Source organism: Streptomyces sp. NPDC047028 (assembly GCF_040644095.1).
Classification (GTDB): domain Bacteria; phylum Actinomycetota; class Actinomycetes; order Streptomycetales; family Streptomycetaceae; genus Streptomyces.
On the sequence record NZ_JBEYVS010000031.1, the window covers coordinates 74,989 to 95,263 of the forward strand.

A 20,275-nucleotide genomic window follows, 5' to 3' on the forward strand; every position below is an offset into this window, starting at 1 on the left:
CCTGTCGTCCACCTGTTGTCCACCTCGTCCAGCCACGGACGAGTGATCCTTCCGCAGCGGCGCAAACCGTCGGCCGCGGCGCTACTAGACTGCTGAACAACAAACGCGTCAGGCCCACAGCGTCGTGCGTCTTCCACGCGGCTAGCACCCTCCGCCAGCGGCCGTCGGGACGGCCGTCCGCATTGGACTTGTGAGGACTCACGTGAGCTCGAAACCCGTCGTACTCATTGCTGAAGAGCTGTCGCCCGCCACCGTCGACGCCCTGGGACCCGACTTCGAGATCCGGCACTGCAACGGTGCCGACCGGGCCGAGCTGCTCCCCGCCATCGCCGACGTCGACGCGATCCTGATCCGGTCCGCCACCAAGGTCGACGCCGAGGCCGTCGCCGCCGCGAAGAAGCTCAAGGTCGTCGCCCGCGCCGGTGTCGGCCTGGACAACGTGGACGTCTCCGCCTCCACCAAGGCCGGCGTGATGGTGGTCAACGCGCCCACCTCCAACATCGTCACCGCCGCCGAACTCGCCTGCGGCCTCCTGCTCGCCTCCGCCCGCAACATCCCGCAGGCCAACTCGGCCCTGAAGAACGGCGAGTGGAAGCGCAGCAAGTACACCGGCGTGGAGCTGGCCGAGAAGACCCTCGGCGTCGTCGGCCTCGGCCGCATCGGCGCGCTGGTCGCCCAGCGCATGTCCGCCTTCGGCATGAAGGTCGTCGCCTACGACCCCTACGTGCAGCCCGCGCGCGCCGCCCAGATGGGCGTCAAGGTCCTCTCGCTGGACGAGCTGCTGGAAGTCTCCGACTTCATCACCGTCCACCTGCCCAAGACCCCCGAGACCCTCGGCCTCATCGGCGACGAGGCGCTGCGCAAGGTCAAGCCGAGCGTCCGCATCGTCAACGCCGCGCGCGGCGGCATCGTCGACGAGGAGGCGCTGTACGCGGCGCTGAAGGAGGGCCGCGTCGCCGGCGCCGGCCTCGACGTGTACGCGAAGGAGCCCTGCACCGACTCCCCGCTGTTCGAGCTGGACCAGGTCGTGTGCACCCCGCACCTCGGCGCGTCCACCGACGAGGCCCAGGAGAAGGCCGGCATCGCCGTCGCCCGCTCGGTGCGCCTCGCTCTCGCCGGCGAGCTGGTCCCGGACGCGGTGAACGTGCAGGGCGGAGTCATCGCCGAGGACGTCAAGCCCGGCCTGCCGCTGGCCGAGCGCCTCGGCCGCATCTTCACCGCCCTCGCCGGCGAGGTCGCGGTCCGCCTCGACGTCGAGGTGTACGGCGAGATCACCCAGCACGACGTCAAGGTGCTCGAACTGTCCGCGCTCAAGGGTGTGTTCGAGGACGTCGTCGACGAGACGGTGTCGTACGTCAACGCCCCCCTGTTCGCCCAGGAGCGCGGCGTCGAGGTCCGGCTGACCACCAGCTCCGAGTCGGCCGACCACCGCAACGTCGTCACTGTGCGCGGCACGCTCGGCACCGGCGAGGAGATCTCGGTCTCCGGCACGCTGGCCGGCCCGAAGCACGTCCAGAAGATCGTCGCCGTCGGCGAGTACGACGTCGACCTCGCCCTCGCCGACCACATGGTCGTCCTGCGCTACGAGGACCGCCCCGGTGTCGTCGGCACCGTCGGCCGCATCCTCGGCGAGGCGGGCATCAACATCGCCGGCATGCAGGTCGCCCGCGCGACGGTCGGCGGGGAGGCGCTGGCCGTCCTGACGGTCGACGACACGGTCGCGTCGGGTGTGCTGGGCGAGCTGGCCGCCGAGATCGGGGCGACGTCGGCCCGGTCGGTCAACCTGGTCTGAGTCCGGGCCGAGGAACACCACGAAACGCCGGGCGGGCTGAGGGATCTCAGCCCGCCCGGCGTTCTTTCGTGCCCTACTTGTCGTCGGCGACCTCGATCCGGCGCAGGCTCGCCGCCGCTCCGGCCGCGGCCAGCGCCAGCAGCACCGCCCCCGCGATGGCCGCCCCCTGCATCCCGCTCGTGAACGCCTCCCGGGCCGTGGCGAGGAGGGACTCACCGGCCCGGCCGGGCAGGTGGGCCGCCGTCGCCAGGGCGCCGCCCAGTGTCTCCTGGGCCGGGGCGGGCGCCGAGGCCGGCATCCCGTGGCGGTAGAGCGCGGTGCCGACGGACCCCAGCACCGCCATGCCGAGCGCGCCGCCGAACTCCGTGGCGGTCTCCAGCAGGGAGGACGCCGTGCCCGCCCGCTCCACCGGGGCGGTACTCATGGCGAGGTCGGTCAGCTGGGACATCACCATCACCACGCCGCAGGCGAGGATGCCGGCCGCGGCCAGGACCAGCCAGAGCGAGTCGGTGCCCGCGAAGCCGAGCAGCACGTACCCGGCCGCGGTGACGGCGAAGCCGGCGGCCACCACATAGCCGCGGTTTGCGCCCCGCTGGACGAGGACGGTGGCGACCGGACCGGCGACGCCGATGAGCACCGACGGCAGCAGGCTCCACAGCGCCGCCTGCAGCGGGCTCTTGCCGAGGACCGACTGCAGGTACTGCGTGGTGAAGATCGCCGAGCCCATCATGCCGAACGCGGAGACCAGGGTCAGCACCAGCGCCGGGGTGAAGCCGCGGCCCTTCAGCAGGGCCGGCGGGATCAGCGGGGAGGCGGCCGTGCGCTGCCGGTGCACGAACAGCGCCGCGAACAGCAGGCCGACGGTCACCGAGACGACGTAGAGCGGGTGCCAGCCCTCGGACGGGATCTCCTTCAGGCCGTAGATCACGGGCAGTACGGCGGCCATCGACAGCGGCACGCTCACCCAGTCGAACCGGCCGGGGTCGGCGCTGCGGGACTCGGGCAGCAGGACCGGGCCGAGGACCAGCAGGAGCACCATCGCGGGCAGGTTGACCAGGAAGACCGAGCCCCACCAGAAGTGCTCGACCAGGACGCCGCTCATCACCGAGCCGAGCGCGATGCCGCCCGTCATCACCCCGGACCACAGCCCGATCGCCTTCGCGCGCTGGCCGGGGTCGGTGAACATCGTGCGCAGGAGGGCCATCGTCGACGGCATCAGCGTGGCACCGCCGATCCCGAGGACCGCGCGGGCCGCGATGAGGGTCCCGGCGCTGTCGGCGTAGGCCGCGAGCAGGGACGCCCCGCCGAAGGCCGCGGCGCCCATGAGGAGGAGCCTGCGGCGCCCGATCCGGTCGCCGAGCGAGCCCATCGTCATCAGCAGGCCGGCCAGGACGAAGCCGTAGATGTCGTAGATCCACAGCTGCTGGGTGCCGCTGGGCCGCAGGTCTGCGCTGATCGCCGGGGTCGCGAAGTACAGGACGGAGACGTCCATCGAGACCAGGAGGAGAGGAAGCATCAGCACACCGAGCGCGGTCCACTCACGCCGTCCGGCGCGGGCGGGGGTGGGAGTGGCGGGTGTGGTCGTGCTCGGGACGGTGCCCGTCGGGTTCGTCATGGCAAGGAATATACGGTCGTCTTAAACGCTTGTCTAGAACGAATGTATAGGCCAACTGTCTAAGACGTTCGTATGGATCGAGAGGTAGGCTGCGTGGCATGGGACACCGTGAGGATCTGCTCGAAGGCGCGAAGCGCTGCCTGCTGGAGAAGGGGTTCGCGCGGACGACGGCGCGCGACATCGTGAAGGAGTCCGGCACCAACCTGGCCTCCATCGGCTACCACTACGGCTCGAAGGACGCGCTGCTCGCGCAGGCGTACGTGGCGCTGGTGGAGGAGATGTCGGAGGCGTTCGCCGGCGGAACCGGCGCCGGGCTCACCGCCGCGCCCGGCTCACTGGAACGCTTCCGGCAGCTGTGGTCCAACGTCGTCGCCACCATGCGCGAGCCGCACTCGATGTGGCGGCTCAGCGCGGAGATCGCCGTGATGGGCGACCAGTTGCCCGAGGTGCGGGACCATCTCGCGCGGGCTCAGCGGGAGGGGTCCCGCGGCTTCGTCGCCCTCATGACGGACACGCCCGAGGAGGACATCCCCGAGGACGTCGTCGACTCGGTCGGCAGCTTCTACACGGTCCTGATGACCGGGCTGATCACCTTGTGGACCTTCGACCCCAAGACGGCGCCGGACGGCGAGGCCCTGACGGAGGGTCTGCGCCGGGTGATGGAGGGGGTGGGCCGGGCATGACCTCGATCGTCGGAGTCGGCGCCCTGCTGATCGGCCCGGACGGACGCATCCTGATCGGCAGGCGGGTCAAGCAGGGCGAGTCGCCCACCTGGTGCCTGCCGGGCGGTCACGTGGAGCCGGGGGAGACGTTCGAGGAGGCCGCGCTGCGCGAGGTCGAGGAGGAGACCGGTATTCCGGCCGACCGGTTGCCCGAGATCCGCGCCTTCGCCGTCACCCTGCGCACGGACCTCCCGGACACCTCGGTCACGGGCTGCGTCGTCGCCCACACCGACGGCCCCCTCGAACCGGCCCTCACCGAGCCGCACGTCTTCGCCGAGTGGCGCTGGGTGCATCCGGAGACTCCGCCGACCCCGCTCTTCCCGGCCACCGAGACGCTCCTGGCGACTTGGCTCGGCGAGACGGCACCGGCGGGCTGGACGGTCTACCCGGTACCGACGACGGTGCCCCGGCGGGTCGGCTGAGGCGACCGCGGAGGGACCTCGCCCCGGTGTCTCAGAGGCGGGTGCCCTTCAGTGCCATGTGCAGCAGCAGCCGGTCCTCGCCGTCGTCCAGGTCCAGGCCCGTCAGCTGCTCCACGCGGGAGAGGCGGTAGTAGAGGGTCTGCCGGTGGATGCCCAGCTCCGCCGCCGTGCGGCCTGCCTGGCCCGCGCAGTCCAGGTAGACCTCCGCCGTGCGGGCCAGCTCTCGGTGGGCGGGGGTGAGGAGGGGGGCGACCGCCGGGTCGTGGGCCGAGTCCGGGGGGAGGGCCGTCAGGAGTCGGTACGGGCCGATTCGGGACCACTCGGCGACCGGGCCCAGCCTCGGCTCGGCCAGGGCCGCCCGTGCCGCCGCCGACGCCTCCTGCCAGGTGGTCCCCAGGTCGGCCAGGCCGGTCCGGGGCTCGCCGACGCCTGCGGCCGGGGCCCGGTCCACCTCCCGCAGGAGGCGTGCGGCCGCCGTGAGGGCGGGGGTCGTCACGTCCGTGGTTCGCAGTCGTACCAGGGCCGCGAGGCTGTGCGCGGTCGCTCCCCACGGGACCGTGCACAGCGCCGTGGTGTGCGGGACGGTACGCGGGGACGGGGCGTCGTCCGGGTCGGCGGAGGGCCAGGGGGCCACGCAGACCACGGTGTGGGGGCCGTCCGCGCGGGATCCGAGGGCCGTGCGGAACTCCGCCACCGCCATGTCCCGCTGCCAGCCCCGCTCGGCGGTCAGCACCGCCCGCAGCTCACGGCTCAGGTCCGCCCCCGCCTGCGCCTCGTCCGCGAGCAGCGCTCCGATCCGCCCCGTCACCCCCATGGCGTCGGCCAGCTGCGCGTCCGTCGGGCCGGGGTCGCTGTCCAGCAGCCAGACGTAGCCGAGGACGACTCCCCGGTGCCGTACCGGGAGGCAGATGCGGCCCCGGTACACCCCCGCCTCCGGCGTCGGCGGGATCCGTACCGGGCCCGTCGCGCGCGTGATGCCGAATCCCTCGAACCAGTGCCGCACCGCCGCCGTGGAGCGCCGGGTCAGGATCGAGCGGGTGCGGACCGGGTCCAGCGCCGAGGGGTCGAGGTCGCCCTCCGGGTCGTACCCGGCGAAGGCGATCAGCCCGAAGTCACGGTTCTCCAGGGTCGCCGGCACCCCCAGCAGCTCCGAGACCTCGTCCACCAGCTCCTGGTAGTCGCCCTTGTAACCCTTGAAGTCAGCCGCCACGAGCCCCATTCTCCCGCATTTCACGGCCGCCTTCATACATCTGTCTGAGATCCCGGGCACGGATGCGTGACAGCTGTCGATGGCCCACGATCGGAGAGATCCATAGGTTTCACCGTGGTTCTCCGTGCCGTACCCGAATCGTGGGATGACGGCCGAATTGGTGCTTGTCTGTGGAGGTGCCCGTGCTGGGTCCCGTGATTCTCGCCGCGTCGCGCAGCGACCGGATGCGCCGCCTGATCTCGGCGGCCCCGGTGACGAAGCAGGTCGTCGACCGCTTCATCCCCGGCGAGTCCGTCGACGACATCGTGCCGATCGTCAAGGAGATGACGGCCAAGGGGCTCGAACTGACCATGGACGTGGTCGGCGAGGACATCACCACCCCCGAGCAGGCCACCGCCGCCCGCGACGCCTACCTCGCGCTGATCGACCACCTCAAGGAGCTGGGGCTCGGCGAGAAGGTAGAGATGTCGGTCAAGCTCTCCATGTTCGGGCAGGCGCTGGAGGGCGGGCACGAGCTGGCCCTCGCCAACGTCCGCCCGGTCGTGGAGGCCGCCGCCGCCATCGGCACGACCGTGACGCTGGACGCCGAGGACCACACCACCCTCGACTCGATGTTCGCCATCCACGCGGAGCTGCGGAAGACCCACCCGGAGACCGGCTGCGTCATCCAGGCCTACCTCTTCCGCACCGAGGCCGACGCCCGCCGCCTCGCCGCCGCCGGCAGCCGGGTGCGCCTGGTGAAGGGCGCCTACAAGGAGCCCGCCGAGGTCGCCCTCCAGCAGAAGCACGAGATCGACAAGGCCTACGTCCGTGTCCTGCGCATCCTGATGGAGGGCGAGGGCTACCCGATGATCGGCTCCCACGACCCGCGCCTGATCTCCATCGGCCAGGAACTGGCCCACCAGGCCGGCCGCAAGCTCGACGAGTACGAGTTCCAGATGCTGTACGGCATCCGCAGCGACGAGCACCTGCGGCTGGCCGCTGAGGGCCACCGCATGCGCGTCTACACGGCCTACGGCACCGACTGGTACGGCTACTTCATGCGGCGCCTCGCCGAGAAGCCGGCCAACCTGCGGTTCTTCGTGCGCAGCATGCTCAGCAAGGGCTGAGCCCCCCCCCGCAAGCCCCAAGCCCCGACACCCGCTCACGTACAAGGAGTTCGGATCACATGGACGCTGTGACCCAGGTCCCCACCCCCGTCAACGAGCCGGTGCACGGCTACGCCCCCGGCTCGCCCGAGCGCGCCCGGCTGGAGGCCAAGCTCAAGGAGCTGGCCGAGAACCCCATCGACCTGCCGATGACCATCGGCGGCGAGAAGCGCCTCGGTGGCGGCGAACCCTTCCAGGTGGTCCAGCCGCACAACCACAAGGCCGTCATCGGCAACCTGCGCAACGCCACGCAGGCCGACGCGAAGGACGCCATCGACGCGGCCCTCGCCGCCGCACCGGCCTGGCGCGCGATGGCCTTCGACGACCGCGCCGCGATCATCCTGCGCGCCGCCGAGCTGCTCGCCGGCCCGTGGCGCGAGACCATCGCCGCCTCCACCATGCTGGGCCAGTCCAAGACCGCCCAGCAGGCCGAGATCGACAGCCCCTGCGAGCTGGTCGACTTCTGGCGGTTCAACGTCCACTACGCCCGCCAGATCCTCGCCGAGCAGCCCCCGGCGAACTCCCCGGGCGTGTGGAACCGTCTGGACCACCGCCCGCTGGAGGGCTTCGTCTACGCGATCACGCCGTTCAACTTCTCGGCGATCGCCGCGAACCTGCCCACCGCGCCCGCCCTCATGGGCAATGTGGTGGTCTGGAAGCCGTCCCCGACGCAGACCCACGCCGCCGTGCTGCTGATGCAGCTGCTGGAGGAGGCCGGCCTGCCCAAGGGCGTCATCAACCTCGTCACCGGCGACGGCATCGAGGTCTCCAAGGTCGCCCTGGAGCACCGGGACCTCGCCGGCATCCACTTCACCGGCTCGACCAAGACCTTCCAGTACCTGTGGAAGACGGTCGGCGCCAACATCGAGAAGTACCGCTCCTACCCGCGCCTGGTCGGCGAGACCGGCGGCAAGGACTTCCTCGTCGCCCACCCGAGCGCCGACCGCGCCGTGCTGAAGACCGCCCTCACCCGCGGTGCCTTCGAGTACCAGGGCCAGAAGTGCTCCGCCACCTCCCGCGCCTACGTCCCCGCCTCGATCTGGAACTCGGGCTTCAAGGAGGAGTTCGCCGCCGAGGTCGACTACCTCACCATGGGTGACGTCACCGACCTGTCGAACTTCATCGGCGCCGTCATCGACGAGCGGTCCTTCGCGAAGAACAAGGCCGCGATCGACCGCGCCAAGGAGGACCCGGCCTGCCGCATCGTCGCGGGCGGCTCCTACGACGACTCGGTCGGCTACTTCGTCCGCCCGACCGTCATCGAGTGCGGCGACCCGGAGAACGAGGTCTTCCGCACCGAGTACTTCGGCCCGATCCTCGCCGTCCACGTCTACGAGGACGACAAGTACGACGAGATGCTGACCCAGATGGAGTCGGTCTCCGACTACGCCCTCACCGGCTCGGTCGTCTCGAACGACCGCGCGGCGGCGGCGTACACGATGGAGAAGCTGCGCTACGCGGCCGGCAACTTCTACATCAACGACAAGTCGACCGGCGCCGTCGTCGGCCAGCAGCCCTTCGGCGGTGGCCGTGCCTCCGGCACCAACGACAAGGCCGGCGCCCCGCAGAACCTGCTGCGCTGGACGCTGACGCGCGCCATCAAGGAGACGCTGGTCCCGCCGACCGACTACAGCTACCCGCACATGGGCTGACCGCAGGTCGCGGGCCCCCCTAGGCCCTGCCGTCAAATTCCCGCCTGCCGCGCGACGCCATGCACGCACTCTCGCCGCACCGGCCCCAGACCCAAGTACGTCCAGTACGCGGGTCTGGGGCCGGCACGCCGAGAGCACGCACCTGACGCCGCGCGGCCGCCCTCCGGGCGACGACGGGAATTTGACGGCAGGGCCTAGACACGGGCCGGGAAGCCAGACCCGAAACTGGCTTCCCGGCCCGTTGCCATGTCCGGGCATGTTCACTGAAACCGCAGCTCAGTGGGGTGTGGCCGAGGTGGCCGTCTCAGATAGTAGGAAGTCCGAGTAATTGTGCAGACAGGCGCGGCCGGCTCCCTTACTTTTGTAGGAGCCGAACGTCTCGCTCGATCCAGCGAATGGCGGTCGTGAGCCGGGCCCCGTGCAGGCAACCCCTGCGGCCTCGCGCTCCCCGCCCCTTCCGGCGACTCGTAACTTTCCGCACTCCGTGATTGCGAAGGAGTCGATCCCTCATGGCCGAGACGACCGTCCGCCGCCGAGTCCGCCACGTGTCCCGCACCAGCGAGTCCGACCGCAAGAACGCCGCCGCCGCCCTCCAGCGCGCCCTCGACCGCCGGGACAACGGCGGCGAGACCGGCCACTGAGCCGGCCGCCGGCCCGGACCACCGCGCCGCACCGCGCCCCGTCCGAATGGCGGACGGGGCGTGTCATCACCTGGGACGAAGAGTAGGGTGCCCGCATGTCTCGCAGCCTCAATCTCGCAGTGATCCCCGGTGACGGCATCGGCCAGGAGGTCGTGGCCGAGGGTCTGAAGGTCCTCTCCGCCGTCCTGCCGCAGGATGTGAAGCTGGAGACCAAGGAGTACGACTTCGGCGCCAAGCGGTACCACGCCACCGGTGAGACCCTCACCGACGCCGACCTCGACGCGCTCAAGCGGCACGACGCCATCCTGCTCGGCGCCATCGGCGACCCGTCGGTGCCGTCCGGCGTCCTGGAGCGCGGCTTCCTGCTCAAGCTCCGCTTCGCCTTCGACCACCACGTCAACCTGCGGCCGTCGAAGCTCCTGCCCGGTGTCGCCACCCCGCTCGCCGGTGAGCCGAGCATCGACTTCGTCGTCGTCCGCGAGGGCACCGAGGGCCCCTACACCGGCAACGGCGGCACCATCCGCAAGGGCACCGAGCACGAGGTGGCCACCGAGGTCTCCGTCAACACCGCCTTCGGTGTCGAGCGGGTCGTCCGGGACGCCTTCGCCCGCGCCCAGGCCCGGCCCCGCAAGAAGCTCGCACTGATCCACAAGAACAACGTGCTGACCTTCGCCGGTCACCTGTGGACGAACGTCTTCAACAAGGTGGCCGCCGAGTTCCCCGAGGTCACCACCGAGTACATGCACGTCGACGCGGCGACCATCTACCTGGTCACCCAGCCCGAGCGGTTCGACGTCATCGTCACCGACAACCTCTTCGGCGACATCATCACCGACCTCGCCGCGGCCGTCTCCGGCGGCATCGGCGTCGCGGCCTCCGGCAACATCAACCCGGGCCGCGAGTTCCCGTCCATGTTCGAGCCCGTCCACGGCTCGGCCCCGGACATCGCCGGCCAGGGCAAGGCCGATCCCACCGCCACCGTCCTGTCCGTCGCCCTGCTGCTGCGCCACCTCGGCTACGACGCCGAGGCCGACCGCATCGACGAGGCGGTCACCGCCGACCTCACCGAGCGCACCGGCGGCCCCGCCCGCAGCACCGCGCAGATCGGCGACGCGCTCGCCTCCCGAGTAGCCGGCTGACCCGGCGCTCCACCCCTCAAGCCGCCGGGTCGCAACCGCACCCGGCGGCTTCTCGTATCCGGCCCCGGGTGCCACCATCAACCCCTGGGCCGCCGCCCCCCGGTTCCGTCCATCGCCTCCTCCGCGCGATAATCGAACGCGGAGCCGCGACATGAGGGAAAGCTCGGACGTCCTAGCACTGGCCGGAAACGACCGGTGCCGGGCATGAGCGCGGCCCGTCACTCCAACTGGTGAAGGACAACCACCCATGACGACGCCCACGATCGAGCTCAAGCCCTCCGCCAACCCGCTCGCCGCCGCGGAGCGCGAGGCGATCCTGGCCGGCCCCGGATTCGGCCGCCACTTCACCGACCACATGGTGACGATCAAGTGGACGGAGGGCCGCGGCTGGCACGACGGCCAGCTCGTTCCGTACGCGCCGATCCCGCTGGACCCCGCCACCAACGTCCTGCACTACGCCCAGGAGATCTTCGAGGGCCTGAAGGCATACCGCCGGCCCGACGGCTCGGTGGCCACCTTCCGCCCCGACCAGAACGCCAAGCGCTTCCAGCGTTCCGCGCGCCGCCTGGCCATGCCGGAGCTACCCGTCGAGACGTTCATCGAGGCGTGCGACGCGCTCGTCCAGCAGGACAAGGACTGGGTGCCCGCGCACGGCGGCGAGGACTCCCTCTACCTGCGCCCCTTCATGATCGCCACCGAGGTGGGCCTCGGCGTGAAGCCCGCCAACGAGTACCTGTTCATCGTGATCGCCTCCCCGGCCGGCGCCTACTTCCCCGGCGGCGTGAAGCCGGTCTCCATCTGGGCCTCCGAGGACCGCGTCCGCGCCGTCCCCGGCGGCATGGGCGACGCCAAGACCGGCGGCAACTACGCGGCCTCCCTGCTCGCGCAGGCCGAGGCCGCCGCCAAGGGCTGCGACCAGGTCTGCTACCTCGACGCCGTGGAGCACAAGTGGGTCGAGGAACTCGGCGGCATGAACCTGTACTTCGTGTACGGAGACAAGATCGTCACGCCGAAGCTGTCCGGCTCGATCCTGGAGGGCGTCACCCGCGACTCCCTGCTGACCGTGGCCCGTGACCTCGGCTACGAGTCGGAGGAGGCCCGCGTCTCCATCGAGCAGTGGCAGGCCGACTCCGAGAACGGCACCCTGACCGAGGTGTTCGCCTGCGGCACGGCCGCGGTGATCACCCCGGTCGGCACGGTGAAGCGCGACGGGGCCGAGTGGAAGCAGTCCGGTGGGGAGCCCGGTGAGGTGACGATGCGGCTGCGTCAGGCTCTGCTGGACATCCAGCGGGGGATCACTGAGGACGCGCACGGCTGGATGCATCGTCTCGGCTGAGGACTCAGTGGGGGACTGCGCTGGTCAGGTCGTCTTCGGCCGCGGGGCCGTTGTGGCTGGTCGCGCAGTTCCCCGCGCCCCTTTCGGGGCGTTCGGTGAGCGTGAGTAGCAAGTAGACCGTGCCTCCTACCGCGCCCGACAGGAGGAAGCTGCAGTCGACTCCGCCTGTCAGGTGGAGGAGGGGGCCCTGGTAGGTCGGGAGGGAGACTCCCAGCAGGCCTAGGCCGGCGCCGATCGCCCAGGACGTCGTCGCGCGGATGTTCCAGCCGGCGCGGTACCAGTAGGCGCCGCCCCGGGTGCGGCGGTTGAAGACCTGGAGGGCCTCGGCGTCGTACACGCCCCGGCAGCGGGCGAAGCCGATGAGGGTGATGACCGCCCAGGGCGTGCCGATGGCGGTGAGCAGGAGCACGAAGGACGTCATCGCGGACTGCGCGTTCCAGGCGTAGTGGCCGACGAAGACGCAGACCGTGGCGACCAGGGCGACGGTGCAGGTGGCGCGGGCGCGGGAGGCGCGGGGCAGGATGGCGTCCAGGTCCAGGCCCATGGAGTACAGCATCAGGCCCGCGTTGCCGACCGAGCCGGCGGAGGCGGACAGCAGCAGCGGGATCAGGTACCAGGCGGGGGACGCGTCGACCAGCGGCCCCGCGTAGTCGGTGGCGGCGTGGGCCGCGTACGCCGTGAACGTGCCGAACAGCTGGGGCACAAGCAGGCCGAGGACCAGGCCCAGCCAGGTGGCGTGCAGGACGCGGCGGCCGGAGTTGCGGGCCGGGGAGATGTAGCGGGTGTAGTCGCCGAGCAGGGTGATGAAGGCGATGGGCCCGGACAGGCCGGCCGCGACGGCCGCGAGGAACCAGGTCGGCCAGAACCCGTCGAGGAGGTAGCCGCCCGCCGCCGGCAGCGCCGAGGTGGCGAAGTGCGGGGCGTAGGCGACGATCCCGAGGACCAGAAGCGCGGTCATGCCGATGCTCAGCAGCTTGGACATGGCGAGCAGCACCCGGTAGCCGTACACCGCGCCGGCGACGGTGGCCGCGGCGAGCACCGCGTAGACGATGCCGTACGACACGCCGTCCGCGGGCAGGCCGAACAGCCGGCCGAGGACGCCGATCATCACGTCTCCGCCGATCCACACGGTCAGCGCGGTGTAGCCGAGGGCCAGCAGCAGGCCGACGATCGAGCCGACGAGCCGGCCCCGCACCCCGAACTGGGCGCCGGAGGACGTGGAGAGGTTGGTCGCGGTGCGCAGGGAGACCAGTGCTAGCGGGGCCGTGAACAGGGTGCCGACCACCGTGCCCGCGACGATCGCGCCGACCGAGGCCCACCAGCCGAGCCCGAAGGACGGCGGCAGCCAGCCGAAGATGATCACGCCGAGGCAGAGGTTGGAGCCGAGCAGGATCGACACCAGGTCCCGGGGCCCGCTGGTGCGTTCCTCGTCCGGGATGGTGTCGACTCCGCGCTGTTCTATGGGCATGGCTGGGGTCTCCTTCGACGGCCGCCACTGACAGTTTGAGCGACGTTCAATGTGGCCTGAATCCTGCTCGCCGGTCAATGCTTCTGTTTCACGAACCTTAGGTTTAGAGTGATGCTCTAAGTTGGGGATGGCAAGGAGGTGCCGCGTCGTGAGACTCACCCCCACGGAACGTGACCGGCTGCTGCTCTTCGGAGCCGCCGAGCTGGCCCGGGCCCGCCGGGCCCGCGGACTCAGGCTGAACGTGCCCGAGGCCACCGCGCTGATCGCGGACACCGTCTGCGAGGCGGCCCGGGACGGCCGACGGCTCGCGGAGGCCATCGAGGCCGCCCGCTCGGTGCTCGGCCCCGAGGACGTGCTGCCGGGCGTCGCCGACGTCGTCACCGAGGTGATGGTCGAGGCCGTCTTCGACGACGGCTCCCGGCTCGCCGTGGTCTCCGACCCGATCGGCGGCGGCGCCCTGGGCGCGGACGGTCCGGGCGCGCTGCTGCCCGGCCCCGAGCACGCCGACCCCGCGCCCGCGCTCCGGCTCACCGTCACCAACACCGCCACCGTGCCGGTCTCCGTGACCTCCCACTTCCACTTCTTCGAGGCCAACCCGCGCCTGGACTTCGTACGCGAGCGGGCCTACGGCATGCGGCTCGCCGTACCCGCCGGGTCCTCGGTGCGGTTCGGGCCGGGGGAGAGCGAGGAGGTCGGGCTCGTTCCGATCGGCGGCGACCGGATCGCGATCGGCTTCGCCGGACTGGTCGACGGTCCGCTGGACGCGCCCGGCGCGAAGGACGAGGCCCTGCGCCGGGCCGCCGCCTGCGGATACCTGGGCACGACGACACCGGAAGGAGGCGAGGAGCGATGAGCCGATCCAAGGGACGCGAGGTGAGCCGGTCGATCCACGTCGACCCGCACGCCTACGCCGCCACCCACGGCCCCCGCGCCGGCGACCGCATCCGGCTCGGCGACTCCGGGCTGGTCGTCCGCGTCGACGCCGACGCGCAGCGGTACGGCGACGAGTTCCTCGCCGGGTTCGGCAAGACCGCCCGCGACGGACTGCACCTCAAGGCCGCCGCCGTCCGCGACACCTGTGACGTCGTCATCAGCAACGTCGTCGTGATCGACGCGGCCCAGGGCATCCGCAAGGTGTCCATCGGCATCCGGGAAGGCCGGATCTGCGGCATCGGACGCGCCGGCAACCCCGACACCCTCGACGGCGTCGACGTCGTCGTCGGCACCGGCACCTCCATCGTGTCCGGCGAGGGGCTGATCGCCACCGCCGGAGCCGTCGACACCCACGTCCACCTGCTGTCGCCCCGCATCATGGAGGCCTCGCTCGCCTCCGGGGTGACCACGATCATCGGCCAGGAGTTCGGCCCGGTGTGGGGCGTCGGCGTCAACTCGCCCTGGGCGCTGCGCCACGCCTTCAACGCCTTCGACGCCTGGCCCGTCAACATCGGCTTCCTCGGCCGGGGTTCGTCCTCCCACGACGCCCCGCTCGTCGAGGCGCTCGCCGAGGGCGGCGCGTCCGGGTTCAAGGTCCACGAGGACATGGGCGCCCACACCCGCGCCCTGGACACCGCGCTGCGCGTCGCCGAGGAGCACGACGTCCAGGTCGCCCTGCACAGCGACGGCCTGAACGAGTGCCTGTCGGTGGAGGACACCCTCCGCGTGCTGGAGGGGCGCACGATCCACGCCTTCCACATCGAGGGCTGCGGCGGCGGACACGTCCCCAACGTGCTGAAGATGGCCGGCGTGCCGAACGTCATCGGCTCCTCCACCAATCCCACCCTGCCCTTCGGCCGGGACGCGGTCGCCGAGCACTACGGCATGATCGTCTCCGTCCACGACCTGAAGACCGACCTGCCCGGCGACGCCGCCATGGCCCGCGACCGCATCCGCGCCGGCACGATGGGCGCCGAGGACGTGCTGCACGACCTCGGCGCGATCGGCATCACCTCCTCCGACGCCCAGGGCATGGGCCGGGCCGGCGAGACCGTGCGCCGCACCTTCGCGATGGCCGGGAAGATGAAGGCCGAGCTGGGCGCGCCGGACACCGGGCACGACAACGAGCGTGTGCTGCGCTACATGGCCAAGCTGACGATCAACCCGGCCATCGCGCACGGCCTCGCGCACGAGGTCGGCTCCATCGAGGTGGGCAAGCTCGCCGACATCGTGCTGTGGATGCCGGAGTACTTCGGCGCCAAACCGCAGCTCGTCCTCAAGTCCGGCTTTCCGGCGTACGGCGTGGTCGGCGACCCGAACGCGGCCACCGACACCTGCGAACCCCTCGTGCTGGGACCGCAGTTCGGGTCGTACGGCGCGACGGCCGCCGACATCTCCGTGGCGTTCGTCGCCCAGGCGGCCGTCGACCAGGGAGGCGACACCATGCCCACCCGGCGCCGCCGGGTCCCCGTGCGCGGCACCCGGGGCATCGGCCCCGCCGACCTGCGGCTGAACTCCCGGACCGGAGCGGTCGACGTCGACCAGCGCACCGGCCTGGTCACCCTCGACGGCGAACCGCTCAGCTCCGAGCCCGCCGACTCCGTCTCCCTCAACCGCCTCTACTTCCTCTGAGGATCCCTGATGAACACCCCCGCCGCCGACGGCTTCCGCATGCCCGCCGAGTGGACCCCGCACGAGCGCACCTGGATGGCGTGGCCGGGCCCCAACCCCACCTTCGACGACCCGGACGACCTCGCCGCCTCCCGCGCCTCCTGGGCGTCGGTGGCCCGCGCCGTCCGCCGCTTCGAGCCCGTGACAGTGGTCTGCGGGCCCGGCCAGTCCGCCGAGGCACAGGTGCTCCTCGGCCCTGGCATCGACACCGTCGAGCGGGAGCTGGACGACGCCTGGATGCGGGACATCGGCCCCACCTTCCTCACCGACGGGCGCGGTGGACTGGCCGCCGTGGACTGGACGTTCAACGGCTGGGGCGCCCAGGACTGGGCCCGCTGGGAGCACGACTCCAAGATCGCCGCGTACGTCTCCGACCTGGCCGGCGCGAAGACGTACGCCTCGAAGCTGATCAACGAGGGCGGCGCGATCCACGTCGACGGCGAGGGCACGGTGCTGCTCACCGAGACGGTGCAGCTCGGCCCGGAGCGCAACCCGCACTGGACGAGGGGACAGGTCGAGGCGGAGATCCACGCGCACCTCGGCACCGAGAAGGCCATCTGGCTGCCGCGCGGTCTGACCGGCGACTACCCGCCGTACGGCTTCGGCACCCTCGGGCACGTCGACATCGTGGCCGCGTTCGCCCGCCCCGGTGTCGTGGTCGCCCACCACCAGCCGGACCCGGCCCACCCCGACCACGAGGTGACGAAGGAGGTCATCGGCCTGCTGAGGTCGGCGACGGACGCCCGGGGGCGCCGCCTGGAGGTCGTGGAGGTGCCCGCCCCGACCGTCCTGGAGGCCGACGGCCACTGGGCCGACTACTCCTACATCAACCACTACCTGTGCAACGGCGGGGTCGTGCTGTGCGGCTTCGGCGACCCGCGCGACGAGGTCGCCGCCGGTATCTTCCGCCGCCTCTTCCCCGAGCGGACGGTGACCCTCGTGGACGCGCGTACGATCTTCGCGGGCGGGGGCGGTATCCACTGCATCACGCAACAGCAGCCGAAGGTCTGAGACAGGGGAGCGGCGGATGGCCGGTGCGCGGAAGAACGCGCCACCGCGCGAGGAGGTCCTCGCGGCGGCCATGGACATGATCGCCGAGCGCGGTCTGGAGAAGCTCACCATGGCCGGGCTCGGCCGTGAGGTCGGTATGAGCAGCGGCCATCTGCTGTACTACTTCCGCTCCAAGGACGAGCTGCTGCTGCAGACCCTGGAGTGGAGCGAGGGCCGGCTCGGGGCCGAGCGGGGCCGCCTGCTCACCCGGGCCGAACCGGCCCGGGAGCGGCTGGAGGCCTACGTCGAGCTGTACGTCCCCGACGGGCACCGGGATCCGCACTGGACGCTGTGGCTGGAGGTGTGGAACCGGTCCCAGAACGCGGACGAGGACGCGCGGGGGCGGCAGGCGGCGATCGAGGGGGCCTGGCACCGGGATCTCGTCGCCCTCGTCGCGGAGGGGGTCTCGCGGGGGGAGTTCCGTCCGGTCGACGCGGACCGCTTCGCGGCGAGGCTGCGGGCGCTGCTCGACGGATTCTCCATCCACGTCGCGATCGGCCTGCGCGGCACCGACCGCGAACAGGTCCTGACCCACGTACGCGAGTTCATCACCGAGTCGCTGTAACAGGGGGGCGTGCGCCGCGCCGCCGACCGCAGGCCCGTCGTGGCCGTTCGCGCAGTTCCCCGCGCCCCTTACGGGGCACTGCCCCGCCTGCGCCGTGCCCGGCCGCGGGCCCGTCGTGGCTCGTCGCGCAGTTCCCCGCGCCCCTTACGGGGCACATCTCGGCGGCCGTAGTACCCAGCTGCGGGCATGCGTGCCGCTAGGGGCGGCACCCTGGCAGCGCCGGTAAGCGAAACCCGCCCCGGCCACCCGGTCAGCGCCGGTGCGCGGACCCCCGTCCACTGGAGTGACCGGAATCTGAGACGGGCGGTGAGTGGAGCCGCCCCCTGTGCCAAAATGCGACCGTGCTCTCGTTCGCCATGATTATTGGCAGCAGGCGCGCCGGTCCGCAGTGACCACCCCGCACGACCAGGTGCGGGTGGCCACCGTCGTCCTCGACCCGCGCGCAGACCTCTCGCACCCGCGAGGGGTTTTTCTCGTTTTACGGCCCACCTGAAGCCGGAGGCGGAGCGCGAGGGACCATTGGGGGGACGGTGGAGCCGGACATTCCGGTAAGACCGAAGATCCACAACAGGAGCCTTGAGACCATGACCGAGACGGCATCCAACGAGCTCGACGACTCGTTCCACGTCTTCGACACCACGCTGCGCGACGGCGCCCAGCGCGAGGGCATCAACCTCACCGTCGCGGACAAGCTCGCCATCGCACGGCACCTGGACGACTTCGGCGTCGGCTTCATCGAGGGCGGCTGGCCCGGCGCGAACCCCCGCGACACCGAGTTCTTCGCCCGCGCCCAGAAGGAGATCGACTTCCGGCACGCCCAGCTCGTCGCGTTCGGCGCCACCCGCCGGGCCGGGGCCAAGGCGTCCGAGGACCCGCAGGTCAACGCGCTGCTGGAGTCCGGCGCCCCGGTGATCACCCTGGTCGCCAAGTCGCACGACCGGCACGTGGAACTGGCGCTGCGCACCACGCTGGAAGAGAACCTGGAGATGGTCCGGGACACCGTGTCGTACCTGCGCGCGCAGGGCCGGCGGGTGTTCGTCGACTGCGAGCACTTCTTCGACGGCTACCGCGCGAACCCGGACTACGCGAAGGCGGTGGTCCGGGCCGCCTCCGAGGCGGGCGCCGACGTGGTCGTGCTGTGCGACACCAACGGCGGCATGCTGCCCGCGCAGGTCCACGCCGTCGTCTCCACGGTCCTCGCCGACACCGGCGCCCGGCTCGGCATCCACGCCCAGGACGACACCGGCTGCGCGGTCGCCAACACCCTCGCCGCCGTCGACGGGGGCGCCACCCACGTCCAGTGCACGGCCAACGGCTACGGTGAGCGGGTCGGCAACGCCAACCTGTTCCCGGTCGTCGCCGCCCTGGAGCTGAAGTACGGCAAGCGGGTGCTGCCGGAGGGCCGGCTGCGTGAGATGACCCGGATCTCGCACGCCATCGCCGAGGTCGTGAACCTCACCCCCTCCACCCACCAGCCCTACGTCGGCGTCTCCGCGTTCGCCCACAAGGCCGGCCTGCACGCCTCCGCGATCAAGGTCGACCCCGACCTGTACCAGCACACCGACCCCGAGCTGGTCGGCAACACCATGCGGATGCTGGTCTCCGACATGGCCGGCCGGGCCTCCGTGGAACTGAAGGGCAAGGAACTCGGCATCGACCTCGGCGGCGACCGGGAACTGGTCGGCCGGGTCGTGGAACGCGTCAAGGAGCGCGAACTCAAGGGCTACACCTACGAGGCCGCCGACGCCTCCTTCGAACTCCTGCTGCGCTCCGAGGTCGAGGGCCGGCCGCTGCGCTACTTCGAGGTCGAGTCCTGGCGGGCCATCGTCGAGGACCGGCCCGACGGCAGCCACGCCAACGAGGCCACCGTCAAGCTGTGGGCCAAGAGCGAGCGGATCGTCGCCACGGCGGAGGGCAACGGCCCGGTCAACGCCCTCGACCGGGCCCTCAGGGTCGCCCTGGAGAAGATCTACCCCCAGCTGGCCAAGCTGGAGCTGGTCGACTACAAGGTCCGCATCCTGGAGGGCGTCCACGGTACCGAGTCCACCACCCGCGTCCTGATCTCCACCTCCGACGGCGCCGCAGAGTGGTCCACCGTGGGCGTGGCGGAAAACGTCATCGCGGCCTCCTGGCAGTCCCTGGAGGACGCCTACACCTACGGCCTCCTCCGCGCGGGCGTGGAACCGGCCGCGTAAACACGGGGAGGGGCGATGCGGTTCGCCCCCGGGCCCGGCGGGCCGGGGGCGGCCGTTGTCCCGGCTCAGCCGGGCGCGCGCCAGATGTTGTCGAACGCCGCGTTCTCGATCTCCCGGCGCTGCCGTACCGCCGTCAGCTCCGTCACCGCGTCACCGACGGCGGCCAGCACGGTCACGACCGCCTCGTCCAGGAACTCCTCGTCGGCCTGTTCCCCGCCGCCACCCTGAATGCCCAGGGCCTCCGCGAGGGCCGCGAGGACCGGCTCACGCGACTCCCAGCGGTCGGCGGCACGGCGCCGGGCCTCGGTGTCGGCGGTCCCGGTGCTTCCGGCGGTTCCTGCCGTCCGCCGCCGCCGCGGGAACCAGGGCCTCCGCCCGCCCGTGAGCCGGCCCTCCGCGTCCAGGACGTCGGCGTAGGCCGCCGCCAGTCCCTTTCCCCGGCGCCACAGCCAGTCCTCGACCGTCTCGTACGGCTCCGTCCGGTTCAGCGCCGACACCGCCTGGTCCAGCATCCGGTCGCCCAGGGAGAGCGGCGGCCCCGGCGCGACGCGCTCGCCCTCCAGGCTCGCGGCGCGGACGCCCAGCAGGTCGACCAGCTCGGCCCCGGCGAGCGCCAGCGACAGCTCACCCCGCTCGACCGGCCGGTCGCCGAAGACGCCCGTACCGACGATGAACAGATCCCGCGCGGTGTCCATGAGCACTCCCCGGTCGGTCCT

17 protein-coding genes are annotated in these 20,275 nt (G+C 71.5%); 13 read left to right on the forward strand and 4 right to left on the reverse strand.

Annotated features, from left to right (window positions below; all coding sequences use genetic code 11):
• Positions 1-202: 202 nt before the first annotated feature.
• Positions 203-1,792, forward strand: coding sequence for a phosphoglycerate dehydrogenase (gene serA, locus ABZ854_RS25820; protein ID WP_361214880.1), 1,590 nt, complete (start codon positions 203-205; stop codon positions 1,790-1,792).
• Positions 1,793-1,865: 73 nt separating this feature from the next.
• Here the strand turns inward: serA and ABZ854_RS25825 are convergent, their stop codons facing one another.
• On the reverse strand, positions 1,866-3,407 hold the full coding sequence (locus ABZ854_RS25825) for an MFS transporter (protein WP_361214882.1): 1,542 nt from the start codon (positions 3,405-3,407) through the stop codon (positions 1,866-1,868).
• Between the two features lie 98 nt (positions 3,408-3,505).
• Here ABZ854_RS25825 and ABZ854_RS25830 point away from each other — a divergent pair, with 98 nt between their 5' ends.
• Both ABZ854_RS25830 and ABZ854_RS25835 read left to right on the forward strand, forming a co-directional pair.
• Positions 3,506-4,090 (forward strand): TetR/AcrR family transcriptional regulator, encoded by a 585-nt coding sequence (locus ABZ854_RS25830; RefSeq protein WP_361214884.1) that lies wholly within the window; start codon positions 3,506-3,508, stop codon positions 4,088-4,090.
• Positions 4,087-4,551, forward strand: coding sequence for an NUDIX domain-containing protein (locus tag ABZ854_RS25835; protein ID WP_361214886.1), 465 nt, complete (start codon positions 4,087-4,089; stop codon positions 4,549-4,551). The genes ABZ854_RS25830 and ABZ854_RS25835 overlap by 4 nt, the downstream gene beginning before the upstream one ends.
• 31 nt (positions 4,552-4,582) lie before the next feature.
• On the opposite strand, the gene ABZ854_RS25840 is transcribed toward ABZ854_RS25835, so the two are convergent.
• The gene (locus tag ABZ854_RS25840; RefSeq protein WP_361214888.1) at positions 4,583-5,770 is read right to left on the reverse strand and encodes a helix-turn-helix domain-containing protein; all 1,188 of its coding nucleotides are present in this window, start codon (positions 5,768-5,770) and stop codon (positions 4,583-4,585) included.
• A gap of 173 nt (positions 5,771-5,943) precedes the next feature.
• Here ABZ854_RS25840 and ABZ854_RS25845 point away from each other — a divergent pair, with 173 nt between their 5' ends.
• From ABZ854_RS25845 to ABZ854_RS25865, 5 genes are all read left to right on the forward strand, one after another.
• A complete protein-coding gene (locus ABZ854_RS25845) occupies positions 5,944-6,870 on the forward strand; it encodes a proline dehydrogenase family protein (protein WP_361214890.1) in 927 nt (308 codons plus the stop codon).
• A 59-nt stretch (positions 6,871-6,929) separates the two neighbouring features.
• Entirely contained in the window at positions 6,930-8,561 is a 1,632-nt protein-coding gene (gene pruA, locus ABZ854_RS25850) for an L-glutamate gamma-semialdehyde dehydrogenase (RefSeq protein ID WP_361214892.1), read from the forward strand.
• A 509-nt stretch (positions 8,562-9,070) separates the two neighbouring features.
• Positions 9,071-9,202, forward strand: coding sequence for a hypothetical protein (locus tag ABZ854_RS25855; RefSeq protein ID WP_015493350.1), 132 nt, complete (start codon positions 9,071-9,073; stop codon positions 9,200-9,202).
• Positions 9,203-9,297: 95 nt separating this feature from the next.
• A complete protein-coding gene (locus tag ABZ854_RS25860; RefSeq protein ID WP_361214893.1) occupies positions 9,298-10,341 on the forward strand; it encodes a 3-isopropylmalate dehydrogenase in 1,044 nt (347 codons plus the stop codon).
• A 247-nt stretch (positions 10,342-10,588) separates the two neighbouring features.
• The gene (locus ABZ854_RS25865) at positions 10,589-11,677 is read left to right on the forward strand and encodes a branched-chain amino acid aminotransferase (protein ID WP_361214895.1); all 1,089 of its coding nucleotides are present in this window, start codon (positions 10,589-10,591) and stop codon (positions 11,675-11,677) included.
• A gap of 4 nt (positions 11,678-11,681) precedes the next feature.
• Here ABZ854_RS25865 and ABZ854_RS25870 read toward each other — a convergent pair whose 3' ends face one another.
• Complete coding sequence (locus tag ABZ854_RS25870) at positions 11,682-13,145, reverse strand: cytosine permease (RefSeq protein WP_361214897.1); 1,464 nt, start codon at positions 13,143-13,145, stop codon at positions 11,682-11,684.
• A 148-nt stretch (positions 13,146-13,293) separates the two neighbouring features.
• Between ABZ854_RS25870 and ureA the strand changes: the two genes are divergently transcribed.
• The 5 genes from ureA to cimA all read left to right on the forward strand — a co-directional run bounded on the left by ureA (position 13,294) and on the right by cimA (position 19,559).
• Positions 13,294-13,998: an urease subunit gamma gene (gene ureA, locus ABZ854_RS25875; protein ID WP_129306382.1), complete on the forward strand. Its 705-nt coding sequence runs from the start codon at positions 13,294-13,296 to the stop codon at positions 13,996-13,998.
• Positions 13,995-15,710 (forward strand): urease subunit alpha, encoded by a 1,716-nt coding sequence (locus ABZ854_RS25880; protein ID WP_361214899.1) that lies wholly within the window; start codon positions 13,995-13,997, stop codon positions 15,708-15,710. Before ureA ends, ABZ854_RS25880 begins: the two co-directional genes overlap by 4 nt.
• A 9-nt stretch (positions 15,711-15,719) precedes the next feature.
• Positions 15,720-16,760, forward strand: a complete 1,041-nt coding sequence (locus ABZ854_RS25885) for an agmatine deiminase family protein (protein ID WP_361214901.1) — start codon at positions 15,720-15,722, stop codon at positions 16,758-16,760.
• 16 nt (positions 16,761-16,776) lie between these two features.
• A complete protein-coding gene (locus tag ABZ854_RS25890) occupies positions 16,777-17,364 on the forward strand; it encodes a TetR/AcrR family transcriptional regulator (protein WP_361214903.1) in 588 nt (195 codons plus the stop codon).
• A gap of 584 nt (positions 17,365-17,948) precedes the next feature.
• Complete coding sequence (gene cimA / locus ABZ854_RS25895) at positions 17,949-19,559, forward strand: citramalate synthase (protein WP_361214905.1); 1,611 nt, start codon at positions 17,949-17,951, stop codon at positions 19,557-19,559.
• Positions 19,560-19,624: 65 nt separating this feature from the next.
• Here the strand turns inward: cimA and ABZ854_RS25900 are convergent, their stop codons facing one another.
• Complete coding sequence (locus ABZ854_RS25900) at positions 19,625-20,254, reverse strand: GPP34 family phosphoprotein (RefSeq protein WP_361214907.1); 630 nt, start codon at positions 20,252-20,254, stop codon at positions 19,625-19,627.
• Positions 20,255-20,275 lie beyond the last annotated feature (21 nt).